Source organism: Actinoplanes sp. NPDC051411 (assembly GCF_040682075.1).
Classification (GTDB): Bacteria; Actinomycetota; Actinomycetes; order Mycobacteriales; family Micromonosporaceae; genus Actinoplanes.
The window spans coordinates 79,231-98,175 of the sequence record NZ_JBFBAD010000013.1; the positions used below are offsets into that span (position 1 = coordinate 79,231).

The 18,945-nt window shown below is 69.9% G+C and carries 16 protein-coding genes; 6 read left to right on the forward strand and 10 right to left on the reverse strand.

The window, feature by feature from the left end; all coding sequences use genetic code 11:
• Positions 1-2 precede the first annotated feature (2 nt).
• Genes ccsB through hemL form a run of 6 tightly spaced genes read right to left on the reverse strand, consistent with a single transcriptional unit; the run spans position 3 to position 6,004 of the window.
• The gene (gene ccsB, locus AB0M88_RS10010) at positions 3-998 is read right to left on the reverse strand and encodes a c-type cytochrome biogenesis protein CcsB (protein ID WP_364098290.1); all 996 of its coding nucleotides are present in this window, start codon (positions 996-998) and stop codon (positions 3-5) included.
• A complete protein-coding gene (locus AB0M88_RS10015) occupies positions 998-2,605 on the reverse strand; it encodes a cytochrome c biogenesis protein ResB (protein WP_364098293.1) in 1,608 nt (535 codons plus the stop codon). The genes ccsB and AB0M88_RS10015 overlap by 1 nt, the downstream gene beginning before the upstream one ends.
• Positions 2,602-3,435, reverse strand: a complete 834-nt coding sequence (locus AB0M88_RS10020; protein WP_364098296.1) for a cytochrome c biogenesis protein CcdA — start codon at positions 3,433-3,435, stop codon at positions 2,602-2,604. Before AB0M88_RS10020 ends, AB0M88_RS10015 begins: the two co-directional genes overlap by 4 nt.
• The gene (locus tag AB0M88_RS10025) at positions 3,435-3,995 is read right to left on the reverse strand and encodes a TlpA disulfide reductase family protein (RefSeq protein ID WP_364098299.1); all 561 of its coding nucleotides are present in this window, start codon (positions 3,993-3,995) and stop codon (positions 3,435-3,437) included. The genes AB0M88_RS10020 and AB0M88_RS10025 overlap by 1 nt, the downstream gene beginning before the upstream one ends.
• A 3-nt stretch (positions 3,996-3,998) precedes the next feature.
• On the reverse strand, positions 3,999-4,622 hold the full coding sequence (locus AB0M88_RS10030; protein ID WP_364098428.1) for a histidine phosphatase family protein: 624 nt from the start codon (positions 4,620-4,622) through the stop codon (positions 3,999-4,001).
• Between the two features lie 38 nt (positions 4,623-4,660).
• Positions 4,661-6,004, reverse strand: coding sequence for a glutamate-1-semialdehyde 2,1-aminomutase (gene hemL / locus AB0M88_RS10035; protein ID WP_364098302.1), 1,344 nt, complete (start codon positions 6,002-6,004; stop codon positions 4,661-4,663).
• A gap of 125 nt (positions 6,005-6,129) precedes the next feature.
• On the opposite strand from hemL, the gene AB0M88_RS10040 reads away from it, so the two are divergent.
• The 3 genes from AB0M88_RS10040 to AB0M88_RS10050 all read left to right on the forward strand — a co-directional run bounded on the left by AB0M88_RS10040 (position 6,130) and on the right by AB0M88_RS10050 (position 7,269).
• A complete protein-coding gene (locus tag AB0M88_RS10040) occupies positions 6,130-6,462 on the forward strand; it encodes an STAS domain-containing protein (RefSeq protein WP_364098305.1) in 333 nt (110 codons plus the stop codon).
• Between the two features lie 67 nt (positions 6,463-6,529).
• The gene (locus AB0M88_RS10045; protein WP_364098307.1) at positions 6,530-6,940 is read left to right on the forward strand and encodes a MerR family transcriptional regulator; all 411 of its coding nucleotides are present in this window, start codon (positions 6,530-6,532) and stop codon (positions 6,938-6,940) included.
• Positions 6,922-7,269 (forward strand): thioredoxin domain-containing protein, encoded by a 348-nt coding sequence (locus AB0M88_RS10050; protein ID WP_364098309.1) that lies wholly within the window; start codon positions 6,922-6,924, stop codon positions 7,267-7,269. The genes AB0M88_RS10045 and AB0M88_RS10050 overlap by 19 nt, the downstream gene beginning before the upstream one ends.
• Before the next feature lie 3 nt (positions 7,270-7,272).
• On the opposite strand, the gene AB0M88_RS10055 is transcribed toward AB0M88_RS10050, so the two are convergent.
• Complete coding sequence (locus AB0M88_RS10055) at positions 7,273-7,821, reverse strand: response regulator (protein ID WP_364098311.1); 549 nt, start codon at positions 7,819-7,821, stop codon at positions 7,273-7,275.
• A gap of 11 nt (positions 7,822-7,832) precedes the next feature.
• Positions 7,833-12,239 carry a HAMP domain-containing protein gene (locus AB0M88_RS10060; RefSeq protein WP_364098314.1) on the reverse strand — a complete coding sequence of 1,469 codons (4,407 nt, stop codon included), beginning with the start codon at positions 12,237-12,239 and terminating at the stop codon, positions 7,833-7,835.
• A gap of 114 nt (positions 12,240-12,353) precedes the next feature.
• On the opposite strand from AB0M88_RS10060, the gene AB0M88_RS10065 reads away from it, so the two are divergent.
• Positions 12,354-14,375: a SpoIIE family protein phosphatase gene (locus AB0M88_RS10065; protein WP_364098317.1), complete on the forward strand. Its 2,022-nt coding sequence runs from the start codon at positions 12,354-12,356 to the stop codon at positions 14,373-14,375.
• A 47-nt stretch (positions 14,376-14,422) separates the two neighbouring features.
• Complete coding sequence (locus tag AB0M88_RS10070; protein ID WP_364098320.1) at positions 14,423-15,040, forward strand: dihydrofolate reductase family protein; 618 nt, start codon at positions 14,423-14,425, stop codon at positions 15,038-15,040.
• On the opposite strand, the gene AB0M88_RS10075 is transcribed toward AB0M88_RS10070, so the two are convergent.
• Positions 15,037-16,152 (reverse strand): FAD-binding oxidoreductase, encoded by a 1,116-nt coding sequence (locus tag AB0M88_RS10075; RefSeq protein ID WP_364098323.1) that lies wholly within the window; start codon positions 16,150-16,152, stop codon positions 15,037-15,039. The two genes, AB0M88_RS10070 and AB0M88_RS10075, sit on opposite strands and share 4 nt — an antisense overlap.
• 151 nt (positions 16,153-16,303) lie before the next feature.
• On the opposite strand from AB0M88_RS10075, the gene AB0M88_RS10080 reads away from it, so the two are divergent.
• Positions 16,304-18,373, forward strand: a complete 2,070-nt coding sequence (locus tag AB0M88_RS10080) for a S9 family peptidase (protein ID WP_364098326.1) — start codon at positions 16,304-16,306, stop codon at positions 18,371-18,373.
• Positions 18,374-18,419: 46 nt separating this feature from the next.
• On the opposite strand, the gene AB0M88_RS10085 is transcribed toward AB0M88_RS10080, so the two are convergent.
• Positions 18,420-18,827, reverse strand: coding sequence for a glycoside hydrolase family 2 protein (locus AB0M88_RS10085; protein ID WP_364098329.1), 408 nt, complete (start codon positions 18,825-18,827; stop codon positions 18,420-18,422).
• Positions 18,828-18,945: the final 118 nt, after the last annotated feature.

The window sequence follows — 18,945 nt, forward strand, 5'->3', positions numbered from 1 at the left end:
TCTTACATACCGCCCGGGTTGGCGTACGAGTGCAGGCCCGAGAAGAACAGGTTGACGCCGAACAGGTTCATCAGCATGGTCGCGAAGCCGAGCAGGGCGATCCACGTCGCCACCGTCCGCTTGACGCTCGGGGTCGACCGGGCGTGCAGGTAGGCCGCGTAGACCACCCACGAGATGAACGCCCAGACCTCCTTGGGGTCCCAGCCCCAGTAGCGGCCCCAGGACGCCTCGGCCCACAGCGGCCCGGCGATCAGCGCACCGAACGTGAACAGCGGGAACGCGAACGCGTGCAGCCGGAAGGTCAGCCGCTCGAGCATCGCCGCGGCCGGAATGTTGCGGCCCAGCGAGTACGGGAACTTGCGCTTCCCCTCGTCGTACCCGTTGCGGATGAGGAACATCGAGGCCGGCACCGCGCCGACCAGGAAGATGCCGGAGGCGAGGATCACGGTCGAGACGTGGATGACGAACCAGTACGAGTGCAGGGCCGGCACCAGCGGGCCGACCGGGGTGTAGGCCACCATGCCGGCCGCGCCGAGCAGCACGACCAGGCCCAGCGTGGCGAAGAGGCCGAGGTGGCGTACGACCGGCCGGCGCAGCACGATGCCCGCCCAGACGACCGACCCGACGAAGGTGGCCGAGAGGATGTACTCGTACATGTTTCCCCAGGGCATGCGGTCGGCCGCGATGCCTCGGGTGGTGAGCGTGCCCAGGTGGAGCAGCACGGCCACCAGGTTGATGCCGACCGCGATCCGGCCGACCAGTTCGCCCGGGTTGTTCCGCGCGGGCGGGGGCGGCAGGTCGTCGGCGGGCGGGAACACCTCCGCGTCCGGGTTGTCGGCCACCGGCGCGCCGGCTCCGACCAGCGCGCGAGCGGGGCGGACGGCGGCCCGGCCGATGCGGCTGCGCTTGCCGAACGCGTATTCCCCCGCGTAACACACCATCGCGACCAGGTAGGCCAGGACGGTGAGCGCCATCAGGTGGTTGGACAAGTCCGCCATCAGGGTGTCCCTTCCTCGGCGGCCTTCACGAGAGCCTTGAACTCGTCGGAGAAACCGGGATAGTCGGTGCGCGGGAGGCCACCGGACGTCAACACGCTACCGCCGCCGGAGTCGGGCGAACCTGGCAGGGCGCGGAACCAGACCCGGCGCCGGTGCATGGACAGCGAGAGCATCAGCCCGGCCAGCCCCAGCACGGCCCCGACCAGCACCATCTCCTGGGTCGGGTCGTAGCGGATGGTCAGCGTGGCGAACGGCTCCAGCCCGACGAACTGCAACGTGGTGCCGTCGTCGAGGGTCCAGCTCTGGCCGACCTTGAGCTCGTGCGGGCGTACGCCGCTGATGTTCTTGAGCTCGCCGGAGGCGATCTGGCTCTGGTTGAGCGAGTAGACCGAGCCCGGGGTGCCGACGTCGAGGCCGAGGTCGCCGCGGTAGGCGGTGAGGAACAGCGCCGGATCGTTGGCGGCCGGGAAAGACGAGGTCGCGCTGCCGTCCGAGGCGACCGTGGGCAGGAACCGCCCCTCGAAACCGATCTGCTGGGTGGAGTCGCGCTGGTCGGTCTTGGGGTCGAGGTTGATGTCCGGGAACTGGATCGCGCCCTCGGAGGTCTGGTTCTGATCGATCGGCAGGAACGCCGCGGTCTTGGTCTGGGCGACGCCGAAGCGGTCGGTGTAGCGCACCACCGCCGCGTACCCGTGGCCGAGCAGGTGCACGTTGGCGTGGTGCAGCCGCAGCGTGTGGTTGACCGTGAACTTGTGCTGGACCCACGGGCCGTCGTCCTGCTGGGCGAGCACGGTCGCCTCGAACGTCTTCGGCTCGCCGCTGCTCTGGTAGGTCGCGGAGAAGTCAGTCAGCTTGAGGCAGAAGTCGGCCAGGTCGGAGGGGGCCACCCGGGGGCCCAGCGTGGACTCGTCGTATTGCGCGACCGAGTTGCAGAACCCCTGGTCGGCGCCCCCGACGAGGATGCGGTCGCCGTGCCAGCCGTACCAGTGCCCGAAGCCGACCCCGATCAGCACCGCGAGCAGCGCGAAGTGGAAGAGCAGGTTGCCGGTCTCCTTGAGATAGCCCTTCTCGCCCGCCACGGTGAAGCTGCCGTCGGCCTGCTCCCGCACCTTGGTGCGGAACCGGCGCCGGCGCATCATGGTGGCCACGGCCTCGGCCACCTCGGCCGGATCCTCCGGCCTCGCGGCCTCGGGAGATCGCTGCGGCAGGCGGTCGAAACGCTTCGGGGCCTCCGGCGGGACCGTACGCACGGCGCGTACGTGATCGAGCAGACGCGGAATCACGCAGCCGATCAGCGACGTGAAGAGCAGCAGGTAGATGGCCGCGAACCACGGCGAACCGTAGACCTCGAACCCGCCCAGCCGCGCCAGCCAGGGCGCCCACTGCGGATGGGCCGAATAGTATTGATCGACCTTTTCCGGACTGACCGCGCGCTGGGGGAAGACCGACCCGGGGATGGCCGCGACGGCGAGCAGGAACAGCAGCACCAGCGCCGTCCGCATGCTGGTGAGCTGCCGCCACGAGTTGCGCAGCACGGCCCACAGCCGGTTGACGCGGCGCGGGGGTGGCGCGGCGGACGGCGCCTCGCGCTCCTCGACGATCGTCACAGCAGAGACCCTCCGGAGAAGTCGAGACTCGTCTTCAGCCAGACCAGGAAGTGGTCCCAGCCGCCGGTGACCAGCCCGATGCCGACCAGGATGAGCAGCGCCCCGCCGATCCGGGTCACCCAGCGGCTGTTGCGGCGGACCGCCCGGAACACCCCGAGCAGCTTGCGGAAGAAGAGTCCGAACAGGACGAACGGCACGCCCAGGCCCAGGCAGTAGGCGAGCACCAGGACCACCGCCCGGCCGGTCTCGCCACTGGTCGCGGCCAGGCTGAGCACCGCGCTGAGGGTCGGGCCGGTGCACGGGACCCAGGAGAGCGCGAAGATGCCGCCGAAGATCGGGGCGCCGATCAGGCCGGCCGCCGGCAGCTTGCTGATGCGGGCCTCGCGCTGCAGACCCGGAATCCAGCCCAGGTAGCCGAGGCCGAGCACGATGATCAGCACGCCGAGCGTGATGTCGAGCGCCCGCTCGTGGGTGCGCAGGGTGAAGCTGATGTTGACGACGGTGACCGCGAGCAGGGTGTAGACGACCGCGATGCCGAGCACGAACAGCGAGGTGCCGGCCAGGATGCGGCCGCGCACGCGGGTCGCCGACCGGGTCCGCACAGCCACGCCACCGCCGCCGCTCTCGTCGGCGGCCTGGTCGACGGCCTGGTCGACGGGCTTGTCGGCGTCGAGGTCGGAGCCGGCCAGGCCGGTGACATAGGACAAATAGCCCGGGACCAGCGGCAACACGCACGGCGAGAGAATGCTGACCAGCCCGGCCAGGGCGGCGAAGACGACCGCCAGCAGCAGCGGGCCGCTGCTTGCCGTGGAGTGGAAGTAGTCGCCCATCAGCCGTTCACCTCCGCCGCCACCTTTTGCACCATCGGCAGCAGTTGCGTGTAGACGGTGGCGTCGCGGATCGCGTACGCGATGCGGCCCTGCCGGTCGATGATCAGGGTCTGCGGCGTGGCCACCTGGGTCACGTCGAACTGCAGGGCGACCTTGCCGTCGAAGTCGTAGATGCTCGGGTACGTCGACCGGCCGCGCACGAACGCCTTGGCCGCGTCCTTGTCGTCGCGCGAGTCGATGCCGAGGAAGGCCACGCCCTTGGACCGCGTCTCCTGGTAGGTCTTCTCGAGGTCGTCGGCCTCGGCCCGGCAGGGCGCGCACCACGAACCCCAGAAGTTGACCACCACGACCTTGCCCTTGTCACTGGCCAGGTCGTACGAGGTGCCGTCGAGCAGGTCGCCCTTGACGTCCTTCCCGATCGGCGTGCGCTGGTCGGGGGCGCACTCGACGACCGTGTCCCTGGTCGTGCACTTCTTGGCCCAGTCTTCGCCGCTGCCGCAGCCGGCCAGCGCGCCGGTCGCGAGGGCGGCGGTGATCAGTACGGCGGCGAGGCGGCGCATCTCCTAGGCTCCCTTGGCGGTCTTGGCCGAGGCGGAGAGCGCGACCAGGTGGGCCGCGGGCTCGGAGTAGTCGATGCCGACGACCTTCGACCCCTCGAACCGGAACGAGGTCAGGCTGGCCAGGCCGCACTGCCGGCGGCGCGGATCGTGCCAGAGACGCTTCTTTTCCACATAGCGCCGCAGCGTCCAGATCGGCAGCTGATGCGACACGCAGACCGCCTCGTGGCCCTCGGCCGCGACCCTCGCTGCCTGGAGCGCGGCGAACATCCGCTCGGCGATCGCCAGGTACGCCTCGCCCCAGGACGGGGTGATCGGGTCACGCAGCACCCACCAGTGCCTCGGGTTGGTCAGCGCGCCGTCGCCGACCGACACCCGCTTGCCCTCGAAATAGTTCGCGCTCTCGATCAGCCGGGTGTCGGTCGCGATGTCGAGCTTGAACTCACCCGCGATCGGCTCGGCGGTCTCCTGCGCGCGGTCGAGCGGGCTCGCGACCACGTGGGTCACGTCGCGCCCGGACAGTGCCTCGGCGGCCGCCTTGGCCATCTGCTTGCCCAGCTCGGAGAGGTGGAAGTCGGGCAACCGGCCGTACAGAATCTTGCTGGGGTTGTAGACCTCGCCGTGCCGCATGACATGCACGGTCGTCCTGGTCGGTTCGCTCACGGTGCCTATGCTCCCCCGCTGGCCGCCGCCCTGGCCGCGTGGGGCAGAGCATCGGCGATGTGTTCCATGGCCTCGTCGTCGAGCGCCGTCGAGACGAACCACGATTCGAACGAGCTCGGTGGCAGGTAGACCCCGCGCGAGAGCATCTCGTGGAAGAACGCCTTGAACGCCGCCTGGTCCTGAGTCTTGGCCGAGTCGTAGTCGACCACGTCCACGTCGGTGAAGAAGATCGAGAACATGTTGCCGGCGTACGACAGGCGGTGGGTGACGCCGGCCGTGTTCAGAGCGTCGGAGGCCAGCGCACCCACGGTCGCCGACAGCTCGTCGAGGCGCTTGTAGACCGCTTCGTCGGCCAGCCGCAGCGAGGCCAGACCGGCCGCGCAGGCGAGCGGGTTTCCGGACAGCGTGCCGGCCTGATAGACCGGGCCGGCCGGGGCGAGCCGCGACATGATCTCGCGGCGCCCGCCGAACGCGGCCGCGGGCAGGCCGCCGCCCATCACCTTGCCGAAGGTGAACAGGTCGGCGTCGACCGGGTCGAGCCCGGCCCAGCCGCCGGCCGAGACCCGGAAGCCGGTCATCACCTCGTCGACGATGAGCAGCGCGCCGTGGGCGTGGGCGATCTCGGCCAGGCGCTGGTTGAAGCCCTCTCGCGGCGCGACCACGCCCATGTTGCCGGCCGCCGCCTCGGTGATGATCGCCGCGATCTCGCCGCCCTCGGCCGCGAACACCGCCTCGACCGCGGAGACGTCGTTGTAGGGCAGCACCAGGGTCTCGGAGGCCGCCGCGCCGGTCACGCCGGGCGAGTCGGGCAGGCCCAGCGTGGCCACGCCCGAGCCGGCCGCGGCCAGCAGCGCGTCGACGTGGCCGTGGTAGCAGCCGGCGAACTTCACGATCTTGGACCGGCCGGTGAAGCCGCGGGCCAGCCGGATCGCGGTCATCGTCGCCTCGGTGCCCGAGTTGACCAGGCGCACCTGGTCGACCGAGGTGCGGCGCACGATCTCCTCGGCCAGGTCGACCTCGCCGGCGGTCGGGGTGCCGAAGCTGGTGCCCCGGGCCGCCGCGGCCTGCACCGCGGCGATGATCTCGGGGTGCGCGTGGCCGTGGATCAACGGGCCCCACGAGCACACCAGGTCGACGTAGCGCCGGCCATCGGCGTCGGTCATCCAGGCGCCGGAGCCGTGGGCCATGAATCGGGGCGTGCCGCCGACCGCTCGGAAGGCACGCACGGGTGAATTGACCCCGCCGGGCACGACGGCCGAGGCGCGGTCGAACAGGGCCTGAGAGGCCGGGGCGTCCTGCGGGTAGGGCAGGCCCTCGGCGCGGTATGAGGTGGTCACAGCGGATCCCATTCTGTCAGCGCGGTCGGACCGGATTCTCAAGAGGGTTGTTCACATCACCGGCGGATGTCCGGATCCGCCCGATCTCATCGTCGCCCAGCGGGCCGATCCGCACCGGAGGCGATAGGCTCAGGCACGTGGAACGACCGGAGCTGTCCATAGCGGTTCAGCGCACCCCCGACGAGGTCGTTCTCCACCTCGCGGGGGAAATCGACGTGCTCACGGTCGCCAACCTCTCGACGATCGTCAACGAGGCCGTGGCCGCCGAGCCGCCCGCGCGCATCGTGCTCGACATGGCCGGGGTCACCTTCTGTGACTCACAGGGCCTGGGCACGCTGGTCGTGCTCAGCCGCAAGGCCCAGCATGCCGGATCCCTCCTCGCGCTGACCAACGTCGGCGATTTCCTGATGCGCGTGCTCGACATCACCGGCCTGCGCAGTGCTCTCATGATCAGCTCGGCGACGTCGTAGAAAACACCATTGCCCTCACGCCGATGTGAAGGCCTAGCGTCGGCCCAGACATGAAGAGGGGCGACGCATGCTGATCGGTGAGCTGGCCGAACGGGCCGGGACGAGCGCTCGCACGCTGCGTTACTACGAGGAGCAGGGCCTCATGCGGCCCCGGCGGGACGCCAACGGTTACCGGCAGTACGACGATGCCGAACTCCGGGTCGTCGCCGAGATCCGGGCCCGTCTCGCGGCCGGCTTCGGGCTCGAGGACATCCGGCCGTTCGTCGAATGTCTCCGGGCCGGCAACGAGGCGGGACACGTCTGTCCCGACTCCGTGGTGGTGCTGCGCCGCAAGCTCGCCGAGGTCGACGGCTATCTCGACCAGCTCACAGAGGTCCGCGACCGGCTGCGCGCCCAGCTCACCGAGGCCCAACAGGATCGCGTCCAGCGAAACCGGGCCGTCGAACAGCGGGAGACCCGATGCCGGAAACTGCCCTGACCATCCTCACCGACGCGACCTTCGCCCCCACCGTCCGGAACTCCCGGATGCCGGTCGTGGTCGATTTCTGGGCCGAGTGGTGCCCGCCCTGCGGCCCGATGGCCCGCCACCTGGCCGAGCTGGCCGGCGAGTTCGAGGGCCGCCTGCTGATCGCCAAAGTCAACGCCGACGAAAACCCTGAGACGATGCGCCTGTATCGAGTGATGTCCATGCCGACGCTGCTCTTCTTCGAGCACGGCACCGTGGTCAACACACTGGTCGGGTTGCGGCCCAAGGCGGTACTCCGGCAGGCCCTGAGCGCGGTGCTCACCCCGTACGTCAATAGCTGACGCCTAGTTTCCCCAGCGTGCCCTCTCCAAGAGCGCCAGCGCGACGGCGGCGGCATCGCCGCCGCCGGAGCGCAGCACCCGGGCCGCCTCGTCGACCGTGTCGGTCAGTTTCTGCCACTGCGCGTCGCGTTCCCGGGCCGCCTCGGCCTGGGATTTGAGCTGCTGGGTCTTGGTCCACAGCTCGACGAAGATCGAGACCTTGGCCCGCAGCACCCACGGGTCGAAGGGCTTGGTCAGATAGTCGACCGCCCCGACCGCATAGCCGCGCAGCGCCAGCTGAGCGTCGCGGTCGGCCGCGGTGAGGAACAGAATCGGCACGTGCCGGGTGCGTTCCCGCCGCTTGATGTGGCTGGCCGTCTCGAAGCCGTCCATGTTAGGCATCTGCGCGTCGAGCAGGATGACCGCGAAGTCGTCGGTGAGCAGCTGTTTGAGGGCCGCCTCACCGCTCTCCACCGCCACCGGCAGCACCGGCAGGCCCTGGAGGATCGCCTCCAGGGCTAACAGGTTGTCCTTGCGATCGTCGACCAGCAGGGCTTTGGCGCGTTCCGGCACTAGTGCTCCCCTCAGCCGCGCTCAGGTTCGGCGGTCTCGGCGTTGACCCAGCGCGCCATCAGTTCGATCAGCTCGTCCAGGTCGACCGGCTTGGTGATGTAGTCGCTGGCACCGGCCGCGAGGGCCGACTCACGGTCACCAGGCATGGCCTTCGCGGTTAGGAAGACTACCGGTAGGTCCTGGAAGCGCTGATTGCGCCGGATGCCCCGGGTGGTCTCGTAGCCGTCCTGGTCGGGCATCATCGCGTCCATCAAGACGATGTCGACCTCCGGGTGCTCGGCCAGCAACCGTACGCCGTCCACGCCATTGTCGGCGTAGAGAACGTTGAGCCCGTGCATCTCCAGCGCGCTGGTCAGGGCGAACACGTTGCGCACGTCGTCGTCGACGATCAGCACCGTGGCGCCGTCCAGCTGCCGGCTGGCCGGGGTGACCACGTGCCCCTCGATCTCGGTGTGCTGGGTCATCGACGGCGGCAGCTCCATCAGCGGGAGGTCGAGCGGCGCCGGGGCGGGCTGCACCACCACCGTGGCCGGCGGCAGGCCGGCCGCGCTGATCGCCGGGATCGCGTCCGGGGTCAGCGCGTCGGGCATGTAGAGCGTGAAGGTCGAGCCCTCGCCCGGCCGGGACGACACCACGATCGTGCCGCCGAGCAGGGCGGCCAGGTCGCGGCTGATCGACAGGCCGAGGCCGGTGCCGCCGTACTTGCGGGTCGTGGTGCCGTCGGCCTGCTGGAACGGCTCGAAGATGATCGCCAGCTTCTCGTCGTTGATGCCGATGCCGGTGTCGGCGACCGAGAATCCGATGACCTGCCGGGCCGCGCTCAGCGCCGGCACGTCGAAGTCGGTGTTGGGCGGCGCCGCGAAGATGGTCAGCGTCACCGCGCCGGTGTCGGTGAACTTGACCGCGTTGGAGAGCAGGTTGCGCAGGATCTGCTGCATCCGCTGCGAGTCGGTGACGATCGAGGCCGGCAGCCCGTCGTCGACCGAGACCCGGAACTCCAGGCCCTTCTCCTGGGCCTGGGGCAGGAACGCCTGCTCGACGTAGCTGCGTACGCCGTCGAAGTCGACCTGGTCGGGCTCGACGTCCATCCGGCCCGCCTCGATCTTGGCGAGGTCGAGGATGTCGTCGATCAGTGAGAGCAGGTCGGAGCCGGCACTGTGGATCGTGCGGGCGAACTCGATCTGCTTGTCGGAGAGGTTCTGCTCGCCGTTGTCGGCCAGCAGCCGGGCCAGCAGGAGCAGCGAGTTGAGCGGCGTGCGCAGCTCGTGGCTCATGTTGGCCAGGAACTCCGACTTGTAGGCGCTGGCCCGCGACAACTGCTGGGCCTGCTGCTCCAGGTCGAGCCGGGCCAGCTCGATCTCGCGGTTCTTCGTCTCGATGTTGGCCTTCTGCTCGCTGAGCAGCTGCGCCTTGTCTTCGAGCTCGGCGTTGGTGCGCTGGAGCTCGGCCGACTGGTCCTGCATCTCGCGGGCCAGCCGCTGCGACTGGGCGAGCAGTTCCTCCGTACGCCGGTTGGCCTGGATCGTGTTGAGCGCGACCCCGATGGTGGCGACCAGGCGCTCGAGGAACGTCAGGTGCAGCCCCGAGAAGGCGGCCACCGACGCGAACTCGATCACGCCGAGCATCTCGCCCTCGAACAGCACCGGCAGCACGACCAGGTCGTTCGGTGGCATCGACATCAGGCCGGAGCGCATGGTCAGGATGCCGTCGTGGGTCGCCCGCACCCGGATCGTGCGGCGGGAGACCGCGGCCTGGCCGACCAGCCCCTCGCCCGGCCCGAAGGTGACCTCGTGGTTGCGGGCCACGTAGCCGTACGACGCGGCCAGCCGCAGCCGCATCACCGCCTGCTCGTTGTCGACCAGGAAGAACGCGCCGAGCTGGGCGTCGACCAGCGGCGTCACCTCGGTCATGATCATGCGGCAGACCTCGCCGAGGTCGCGCTGGCCCTGGAGCAGGCCGCCGATGCGGGCCAGGTTGGAGTCGAGCCAGCCCTGCTCGGCGTTGGCCTTGGTGGTCTCGCGGAGCGTGACGATCATCTGGTTGATGTTGTCCTTCAGCTCGGCGACCTCGCCCTGGGCCTCGACCGCGATGCTCTGGGTCAGGTCACCCCGGGTCACCGCGGTCGACACCTCGGCGATCGCGCGCAGCTGGATGGTCAGCGTCGAGGCGAGCTGGTTGACGTTGTCGGTGAGGTCCTGCCAGGTGCCGGAGACGCCCTTGACCTGGGCCTGACCGCCGAGCTTGCCCTCGACGCCGACCTCCCGGCCGACCCGGGTGACCTCGGTGGCGAACGACGACAGCTGGTCGACCATCGTGTTGACCGTGTCTTTGAGCTCGAGGATCTCGCCGCGGGCGTCAACCGTGATCTTCTGCGACAGGTCGCCCTTGGCCACGGCCGTGGTCACCGAGGCGATGTTGCGGACCTGGGCGGTCAGGTTGGACGCCATGTAATTCACGTTGTCGGTCAGGTCACGCCACGTGCCGGCCACTCCCCGCACCTGGGCCTGACCACCGAGCTTGCCCTCCGAACCCACCTCACGCGCCACCCGGGTCACCTCGTCGGCGAACGACGACAACTGGTCGACCATGATGTTCACGGTGCTCTTGAGCTCGAGGATCTCGCCCTGCGCGTCGACCGTGATCTTCTGCGACAGGTCACCCTTCGCCACCGCGGTCGAGACGCTGGCGATGTTGCGGACCTGGGCGGTCAGGTTGGACGCCATGTAGTTCACGTTGTCGGTCAGGTCACGCCACGTGCCGGCCACCCCGCGCACCTGGGCCTGACCCCCGAGCTTGCCCTCCGAACCCACCTCACGCGCCACCCGCGTGACCTCGTCGGCGAAGCTCGACAACTGGTCGACCATCGTGTTGACCGTGGTCTTCAGCTCGAGGATCTCGCCCCGGGCGTCGACCGTGATCTTCTGCGACAGGTCACCCTTCGCCACCGCCGTCGTGACGGACGAAATGTTCCGCACCTGGCTGGTCAGGTTGGACGCCATGTAGTTGACGTTGTCGGTCAGGTCGCGCCAGGTGCCCGACACGCCCTTGACCTGGGCCTGGCCGCCGAGCTTGCCCTCCGAACCGACCTCGCGGGCCACCCGCGTGACCTCGTCGGCGAAGCTCGACAGCTGGTCGACCATCGTGTTGACCGTGTTTTTCAGCTCGGCAATCTCGCCCCGGGCGTCGACCGTGATCTTCTGCGACAGGTCACCCTTGGCCACCGCGGTCGAGACCTGGGCGATGTTACGCACCTGGTCGGTGAGGTTGTTGGCGAGTTGGTTCACGTTTTCGGTGAGGTCCCGCCACGTACCGGAAACGCCCCGGACCTGGGCCTGACCGCCCAGCTTGCCCTCGGTGCCGACCTCGCGGGCCACCCGGGTGACCTCGTCGGCAAAGCTCGAAAGCTGGTCGACCATGGTGTTGACGGTGTCTTTGAGCTCGAGAATCTCGCCCTGCGCGGCCACCGTGATCTTCTGCGACAGGTCACCCTTGGCCACCGCGGTCGAGACCTGGGCGATGTTACGCACCTGGCTGGTCAGGTTGGAGGCCATCGAGTTGACCGAGTCGGTGAGGTCCTTCCAGGTGCCGGCCACGTTGGGCACCTCGGCCTGACCGCCCAGCTTGCCCTCGGTGCCGACCTCGCGGGCCACCCGGGTCACCTGCTCGGCGAACAGCCGCAGCGTGTCGGTGAGGCCGTTCATGGTGTCGGCCAGCTCGGCCACCTCACCCCGCGCCGAAACGGTGATCTTCTGCGACAGGTCGCCCCGCGCCACCGCGGTCGCGACCTGCGAGATCGAGCGCACCTGGTGGGTCAGGTTGGACGCCATCAGGTTCACCGAGTCGGTGAGGTCCTTCCAGGTGCCGGCCACCCCGCGGACGTCGGCCTGACCGCCCAGCTCGCCCTCGGTGCCCACCTCGCGCGCCACCCGCGTGACCTCGTCGGCGAACGACGACAGCTGGTCGACCATCGTGTTGACCGTGCGGCCGATGCGCAGGAATTCGCCCCGCAGGGGTCGGCCGTCCATCTCGAGGGCCATGTGCTGGGAGAGGTCGCCCTCGGCCACCGCCACGATGACCCGGGAAATCTCGGTGGTCGGGCGGCCCAGGTCGTCGATCAGAGAGTTGACCGAGCGGACGCTGTCGGCCCACGCTCCGTCGAGGCCCTCGTCGTCGAGCCGCTCGGTCAGCCGGCCGTCCCGGCCGACGATGCGACTGATCCGCCGCACATCGAGATTTTGCCGCTCCTGCAGCGACACGACCTCGTTGAACGCGTCGGCGACCTCGCCCGCGGCCCCGCTGCGCCGGGGCAGGCGGACCTTGAGATCGCCGCGTCGCACCCGGCGGAGCGCCTCGGCCAGTTCGCCGAGAAGCGCGGTGTCGTCGGGCATGCCGACGCTGGCTTCTTTCGCCGCAGTCATGCTGGTCCTCACTCGCTGAGCCGTGGCCGTCCGGGCCTTATCCTCTCTCGCCCGACCGGGTCAATGCGAGAGACGACTTTGTGCATCGGGCCTTCAACAAGAGAGGATGCATGCGTGTCAGTGGAGGCCGGAGCGCCCGCGGGCGGACTCGTCCGCCGCGTCCGTCTGCCCAACGACCGCCGCACCCCGGCCGCCGCGCGAGCGCTGGTGCGGTCGGTGCTGGAAGAGGCCGGGCTCGACACGCTGCTCAACGAGGCCCTGCTGCTGACCACCGAACTCTCCACCAACGCGGTGGTGCACGCCAACACCGAGCTCGACATCGAGGTGCAGGCCGACCACTCGGGCCTGACCGTCACGGTCACCGACTTCGCGCCCGGCCCGGTCGAGCAGCTGGCGGTCGGCCCCCGCAACGAGAGCGTCGACATCGGCGAGGTGGCCGAGCGCGGCCGCGGCCTGCTGCTGGTCGACCACTTCGCGAGCCGCTGGGGCACCGTGCACGAGGGCAGCGGCAAGGGCGTCTGGTTCCGCCTGGAGGGTTCGGCGTCCACGCCCACCCCCTCGCTGCCGGCCGGCCACGTGCCCGAGGCCGGCACGCCGAGCGTCGGCGCGCTGACCTCCCTGCTCGAGATCGACCCGGTGCGATCGGGCGAGGACGGGCTGGCCGAGTTCGCCACCGACCTGATGTCGCGGCTGGCCCGGCTGACCGGGGCGGCCGGCGGGGTGGTGCGACTCGACCGCGGCGAGGGCGGCGGCCGCCAGCAGCTGGCGCGGTACGGCCGGGCCCCGCGCGACGACGCGGCCACGATCCGGGTGCCGCTGACCGTCCACCGGCCGTACTCGGGTGAGCTCGAGCTCGACGCGTCGCCGACCGGCTATGCCCAGCCCCTGGCCACGATCGTCGCCGAGCGGCTGTCGCTGCACCTGGAAAACGACCGGTTGCGCCGAGCCGACGTGCGCCGGCAGACCTGGCTGACCTTCCTGGCCGAGGCGAGCGAGCTGCTTGCCCAGTCCCTCGACGTCAACCTCACGATGGCGCTGATCCCGCAGCTGGTGGTGCCCCGGCTCGGCCGGTGGTGCGCGGTGCACACCACCGACGCCTGGGGCCGGCTGCAGCTGGCCGCGGCCACCCACGCCGACGAGGCGGCGGTCCCCGAGCTGCACGCCACGCTGGCCGAGACCGGCCCCGACGCGATCCTGGCCCGGCTCGAGGAGGCGTCCCGACTCGGCACCCAGATCATGTTCGGCGCGCCCAACGAGGGTTTCGCGGTGCCGCTGGTGGCCCGGGGCACCCGGCTGGGCACCCTCGCGGTCGGGCGCAACCCGCGGCACAAGCACGACGCCGACGAGGTCGCGGTGGTCGAGGACGTCGCCCGGCGAGCCGCGCTCGCGATCGACAACGCGCGCATTCACGACGAGCGGCGCAAGGTCGCGCGTACGCTCCAGGCCTCGCTGCTCCCGCCCGCCCTGCCCCACGTCGACGGCATCGGCTTCGCGGCCGAATACGTGCCGACCGGCTCCGAGGTCGGCGGCGACTTCTACGACGTGGTCCCGTCCAGTGACAACCACTGGCTGGTCGTGGTCGGCGACGTCTCGGGCAAGGGCGTCCAGGCCGCCACGGTGACCGGCCTGGTCCGCGACGTGATCCGCATCCTGGTCGACGACGGCAAGCCGATGGCCGAGATCCTCTGCCGGGTCAACCGCACGCTCGTGCAGCGCGGCGGCGGGCGCTACTGCACGCTCGCGATGGCGATGGTTTCCCGGGAATCGGACGGCATTCTCACCGTCTGCCTCCACCTGGCCGGCCACGATCGCGCGGTGCTGGTGCGCTCGGACGGCAAGACCTCGTTCGTCGGCGAGGGCGGCACCGCGCTCGGCCTGCTCGAGTCGATCTCGTCTCCCGACGTCGAAGTGCGACTTCAGCCCGGTGATTCGCTTATCTTCTATACAGACGGCGTCACCGAGCGCCGGCGAGGCCGGGAGCTGTTCGGCACCGGGCGGCTGCGCGAGGCGGCGGGCCCGCTGGCCGGCTATCCGGCCGACGTGATCGCGGCCCGCCTGCGCTCGACCACGATCAATTTTTCGGTCGAGGAGCCCCGCGACGATATCGCGATCCTGGTTCTGAGAAACGACGCCTGACGTCGATTTCGCCCCTTTCGGCGACATTCGCGTGGCATCGTGAGGGCATGCCGAAAACCCAGTACTACGCGGCGACCAGCATCGACGGCTTCATCGCCGACGAGCACAACTCGCTGGAATGGCTCATGGACGTCGACGGCGGCAGCGAGAACCCGTTCGGCGGCTTCTTCGCGGGGGTCGGCGCTTTCTGCATGGGTGCGAACACCTACGAGTGGGTGCTGGAGAACGACAACGTGCTGGCCGAGCCGCGCAACTGGCACGATCTGTACGGAGACGTGCCGTGCTGGGTCTTCGGCAGCCGCGAGCTCCCGCTGGTGCCCGATGCCAACATTTTCATGGTCAGCGGCGACGTGCAGCGCGTGCACGAGGCGATGCACGTGGCCGCCAAGGGTAAGAACGTGTGGCTGGCCGGCGGCGGCGACCTGGTCGGCCAGTTCGTCGACCACGGCCTGCTCGACGAGATCATCCTCGGCATCGCCCCCACGCTGCTCGGTGCCGGTGTCCAGCTGCTGCCCCGGCATCTCTCGTCGCAGGAGCTGATCCTCACCGGGGCCGCCGCGGTCGGCCGTTTCGCCTATCTGACCTACGCCGTGGGCACGATCGCCGGGCTGCGCCACCACCCGTCGACCGCGCGGCCCTCCCGGCAGCACGCCGTCCTCAGTTAGAACAGATCTTGGCGGGTCGCCATGTCGAGCCGCGCCGCGACCTCGGGCGGCGCCGAGACGACCGCGACCCGGCCGGTGCGGGCCAGAAAGACATGGCTCATCGCGTCGAGCACGCTCCCGAGCCGGTCGGGCGGCAGATCGCCGGGCAGCACCGCGTGGACGCCGCCCAGGCCGGCCGAGCCGCGCACCGGCACCGGGCGCCCGGCCGCGTCGCCGAGCGCATAGACCGCGGCGGCCAGGTCGAAGACCGGTGTCGAGACCCGGAGCGCGACCTCGGACCGGCCGAACGGGTAACGGCCCCACCAGGGCGGCGCGATCGGGGTCGTCACCGTGCCCCAGGCGGCCGCGAGCGCTTCGGCCGAGGCGTCGGCGTCCTCGAACAGGGCGGCCAGGGTGCCGGGCTGACCGCCCGGGAGATCAACTTCGAGAGCGCCGAGCGCGGGATGGTCGTCGAGCGCCTGCTCGACCCGGTCGCGCATCTCGAGCGGGCTGGCGACGGTCACGCCGACCCAGCGGCGGGAGGCGGGCACCGGCTCGAGGCGCACGGTCGCGCTCGTGATCACGCCGCTGATCTCGGCGATGCCGGGCCGGCCCTGCTCGCCGTCGGACTCGCCGGCGTCGCCCGACCGATCCACATAGGCGATGCGGTCGACGTGCTCGGCCGGGGTGCCGCGGCGCAGGCGCAGCGGACCCGACTCGTTGACCGCGAGCATGCCGCCGAGGGTGGCCGTCGGCGAGGGCGGGTCGACCGGCAGGCGCTGGCCGCGCAGCGCGAGGGCGGCCTGCAGGGCCCGCACCGGGGTGCCGGTGCCGACCTGGGCGGTCGCCGCGCCCACGTCGTGGTGCCAGATGCCACCGAGCCGGGCGGTGTCGAGGAGCAGGTCGACGCCGGTCGGCGGCCGACCCCAGTCAATCTTGCTGCCGGAGCCGCGCGGCAACACGCGGAGACCGCGGTCGGCCGCGAACCGGAGCACGTCGGTCGCCGCCTGCGCGGTCGCCGGAACGGCCACGAAGGCGACACGATGGCCGCCGACGGCGTCGACCGACCGGCCGGCGCGTGCATAGTCGGGACCGCAGATGTCCACGAGGGCGTCGAGGACCGGGTCACTCATGTCGAAGTCCCCCAGGGGTTCGGTCCCGGTCAGACGCCACCCCACGATCGACCGGTCTGAAGATCGTCCACTCTGGCATATCGTACATGTGTTCGAACGCGCGGTGTCCGTGGTCGACAAAAAAGTCCCCACGCACCGGTAACGTAAGGGTGTGACTCCCGACAGCCCGCCCTCGCTCCGGCAGGTGCCCCATGAGCGCACCTTCCACGGCGACACGGTCAACGACGAATACTTCTGGCTGATCGACAAGGACGATCCGCAGACCACCGCCTATCTCGAGGCCGAGAACACCTGGACCGAGCGGGCCACCGAGCACCTGGCCGACCTGCGCGACACCGTCTTCCAGGAGATCAAGGGCCGCACGCAGGAGACCGACCTGTCAGTGCCCAGCCGCAAGGGCGCGTATTGGTACTACACGCGCACGGTCGAGGGCAAGCAGTACGGCATCCACTGCCGGGTCCCGGTGCGGCCGGGCCAGGACGACCCGCCCATGGGTGACGACCGCCCGGGCGAAGAGGTGCTGCTCGACGGCAACGAACTCGCCGAGGGCAAAAACTTCTTCGCGCTCGGCACCTTCGACGTGTCCCCCGACGGCACCCGGCTCGCCTATTCGACCGACTTCGACGGCGACGAGCGGTTCACCCTGCGCGTCAAAGATTTGACGACCGGCGAGATCCTCCCCGACGAGGTGACCGACACCCACTACGGCAGCGCCTGGTCGGCCGACGGCAGCGCCCTGTTCTACATCACGGTCGACGAGGCGTGGCGCCCGTGCCGGGTGTGGCGGCACGCGGTCGGGCAGGCCGGCGTCGACGACGTGCTGGTCTTCGAGGAACCCGACGAGCGGTTCTGGGTCGGGGTCGAGCTCAGCCGCAGCGAGAAGTTCATCGTCATCGACGCCAACAGCAAGATCACTTCTGAGGTCCGGGTCATCCCGTCCGACGAGCCGGCCGCCGAGCCGGTCGTCGTCACCCCGCGCGAGCAGGGCGTCGAATATTCGATCGAGCACCACGGGCACCGCTTCCTGATCCTGCACAACAAGAACGCGGAAGACTTCGCCCTGGCCTACACCTCGGCCGACAGCCCCGGCGAGTGGGTCGAGCTGATCCCGCACACCCCGGGCACCCGGCTCGAGTCGGTCGACGCGTTCGCCCGGCACATCGTGATCTCGCAACGCCGCGACGGCCTCACCGGCCTGCGGGTGATGGGCGACGGCAGCACCGACTCCTACGACATGGAGTTTCCGGAGCCGCTCTACAGCGTCGGGTTGACCAGCAACCCGGAATACGACACCACGTCCGTCCGCATCGGCTACACCTCGATGGTCACCCCCGAGTCGGTCTACGACGTCGACCTGGTCACCCGCACCATGACGCTGCGCAAGCGCAAGCCGGTGCTGGGCGGCTACAACCCCGACGACTACGAGCAGTTCCGCGACTGGGCGTCGGCCGGCGACGGCACCCGGGTGCCGATCTCGATCGTGGCGCGCAAGGGCACCCCGCGCGACGGCTCGGCCCCGGCACTGCTCTACGGCTACGGGTCGTACGAATACAGCGTCGACCCGTACTTCTCGATCAGCCGGCTCTCGCTGCTCGACCGGGGCGTCGTCTTCGCGATCGCGCACGTGCGGGGCGGCGGCGAGATGGGCCGCCGGTGGTATGAGGAAGGCAAGCTCCTCGCCAAGAAGAACACCTTCACCGACTTCGTGGCCTGCGCCGAGACCCTCGTGCGGCACGGCTGGACCAGCGCGGCCCGGCTGGTCGCCCGGGGCGGTTCGGCCGGTGGCCTGCTGATGGGCGCGATCACCAACCTGGCCCCGGAGGCGTTCGCCGGGATCGTGGCCGAGGTGCCGTTCGTCGACCCGCTCAACTCGATCCTCGACCCCAACCTGCCGCTCACGGTCACCGAGTGGGAGGAGTGGGGCAACCCGATCGAATCGTCCGAGGTCTATGCCTACATGAAGGCCTACAGCCCGTACGAGAACGTCGAGAAGCTGCAATATCCCAGGATTCTGGCGATGACCAGCCTCAACGACACCCGGGTGCTCTATCACGAGCCGGCCAAATGGATCGCTCGGCTGCGGGCGGTCGCCCCCGAGGGTGACTACCTGCTCAAGACCGAGATGGGCGCGGGACACGCGGGCCCGAGCGGGCGCTACGACTCCTGGAAGGAAGAGGCCTTCATCCTGTCCTGGGTGCTGGACGTGCTCGGGCTGGCTTAAGGCGTACCGAGAAGGGGCCGGGCTTCAAAAAGCCCGGCCCCTTTTCTCATGCGTTGTAGGCCTCGGCCGACACCTGTACGCCGTGCGAGCACCCGAGACGCGACGGCCACGAGACCGTGACCTTGCGTGACTCGCCCGGCAGCAACCAGAAGTAGTTGTCGTCGTAGCGGACCGGCAGCACGCGATCGCCGTGGCTGTCACGGACCGCGAGCCGGATCAGCGCGGCCACGGTCGAGCCACGGTTGGTGACGGTCGTGGTCACCTGGTCGTCGTCGCCCGACCGCTTCACGCCACTGGTCGACACCGCGAGCCGGGCCTTCGGCATCGAGGTGAGGACCTGCATGTCCGTGCCCTTCTGGTAACGCCAGTAGGTGTTCTCGGACAGCACGTTGTCGCGGTTGTCGCGCATCTCCAGGCGTACGAGATGAAGCGCCTGCCCCGCCGGGGCCGTCACCGTGAAGGCGGGCGTGGGGGGGGGGGCCGGGCGGGGGGGGCTATGGGTGTGGGGTGGTACCCCCAGCGGGAGGGGGGGGGGAGATGAGGGGGGGGACCACCCCAGAGGCAGATAGGAG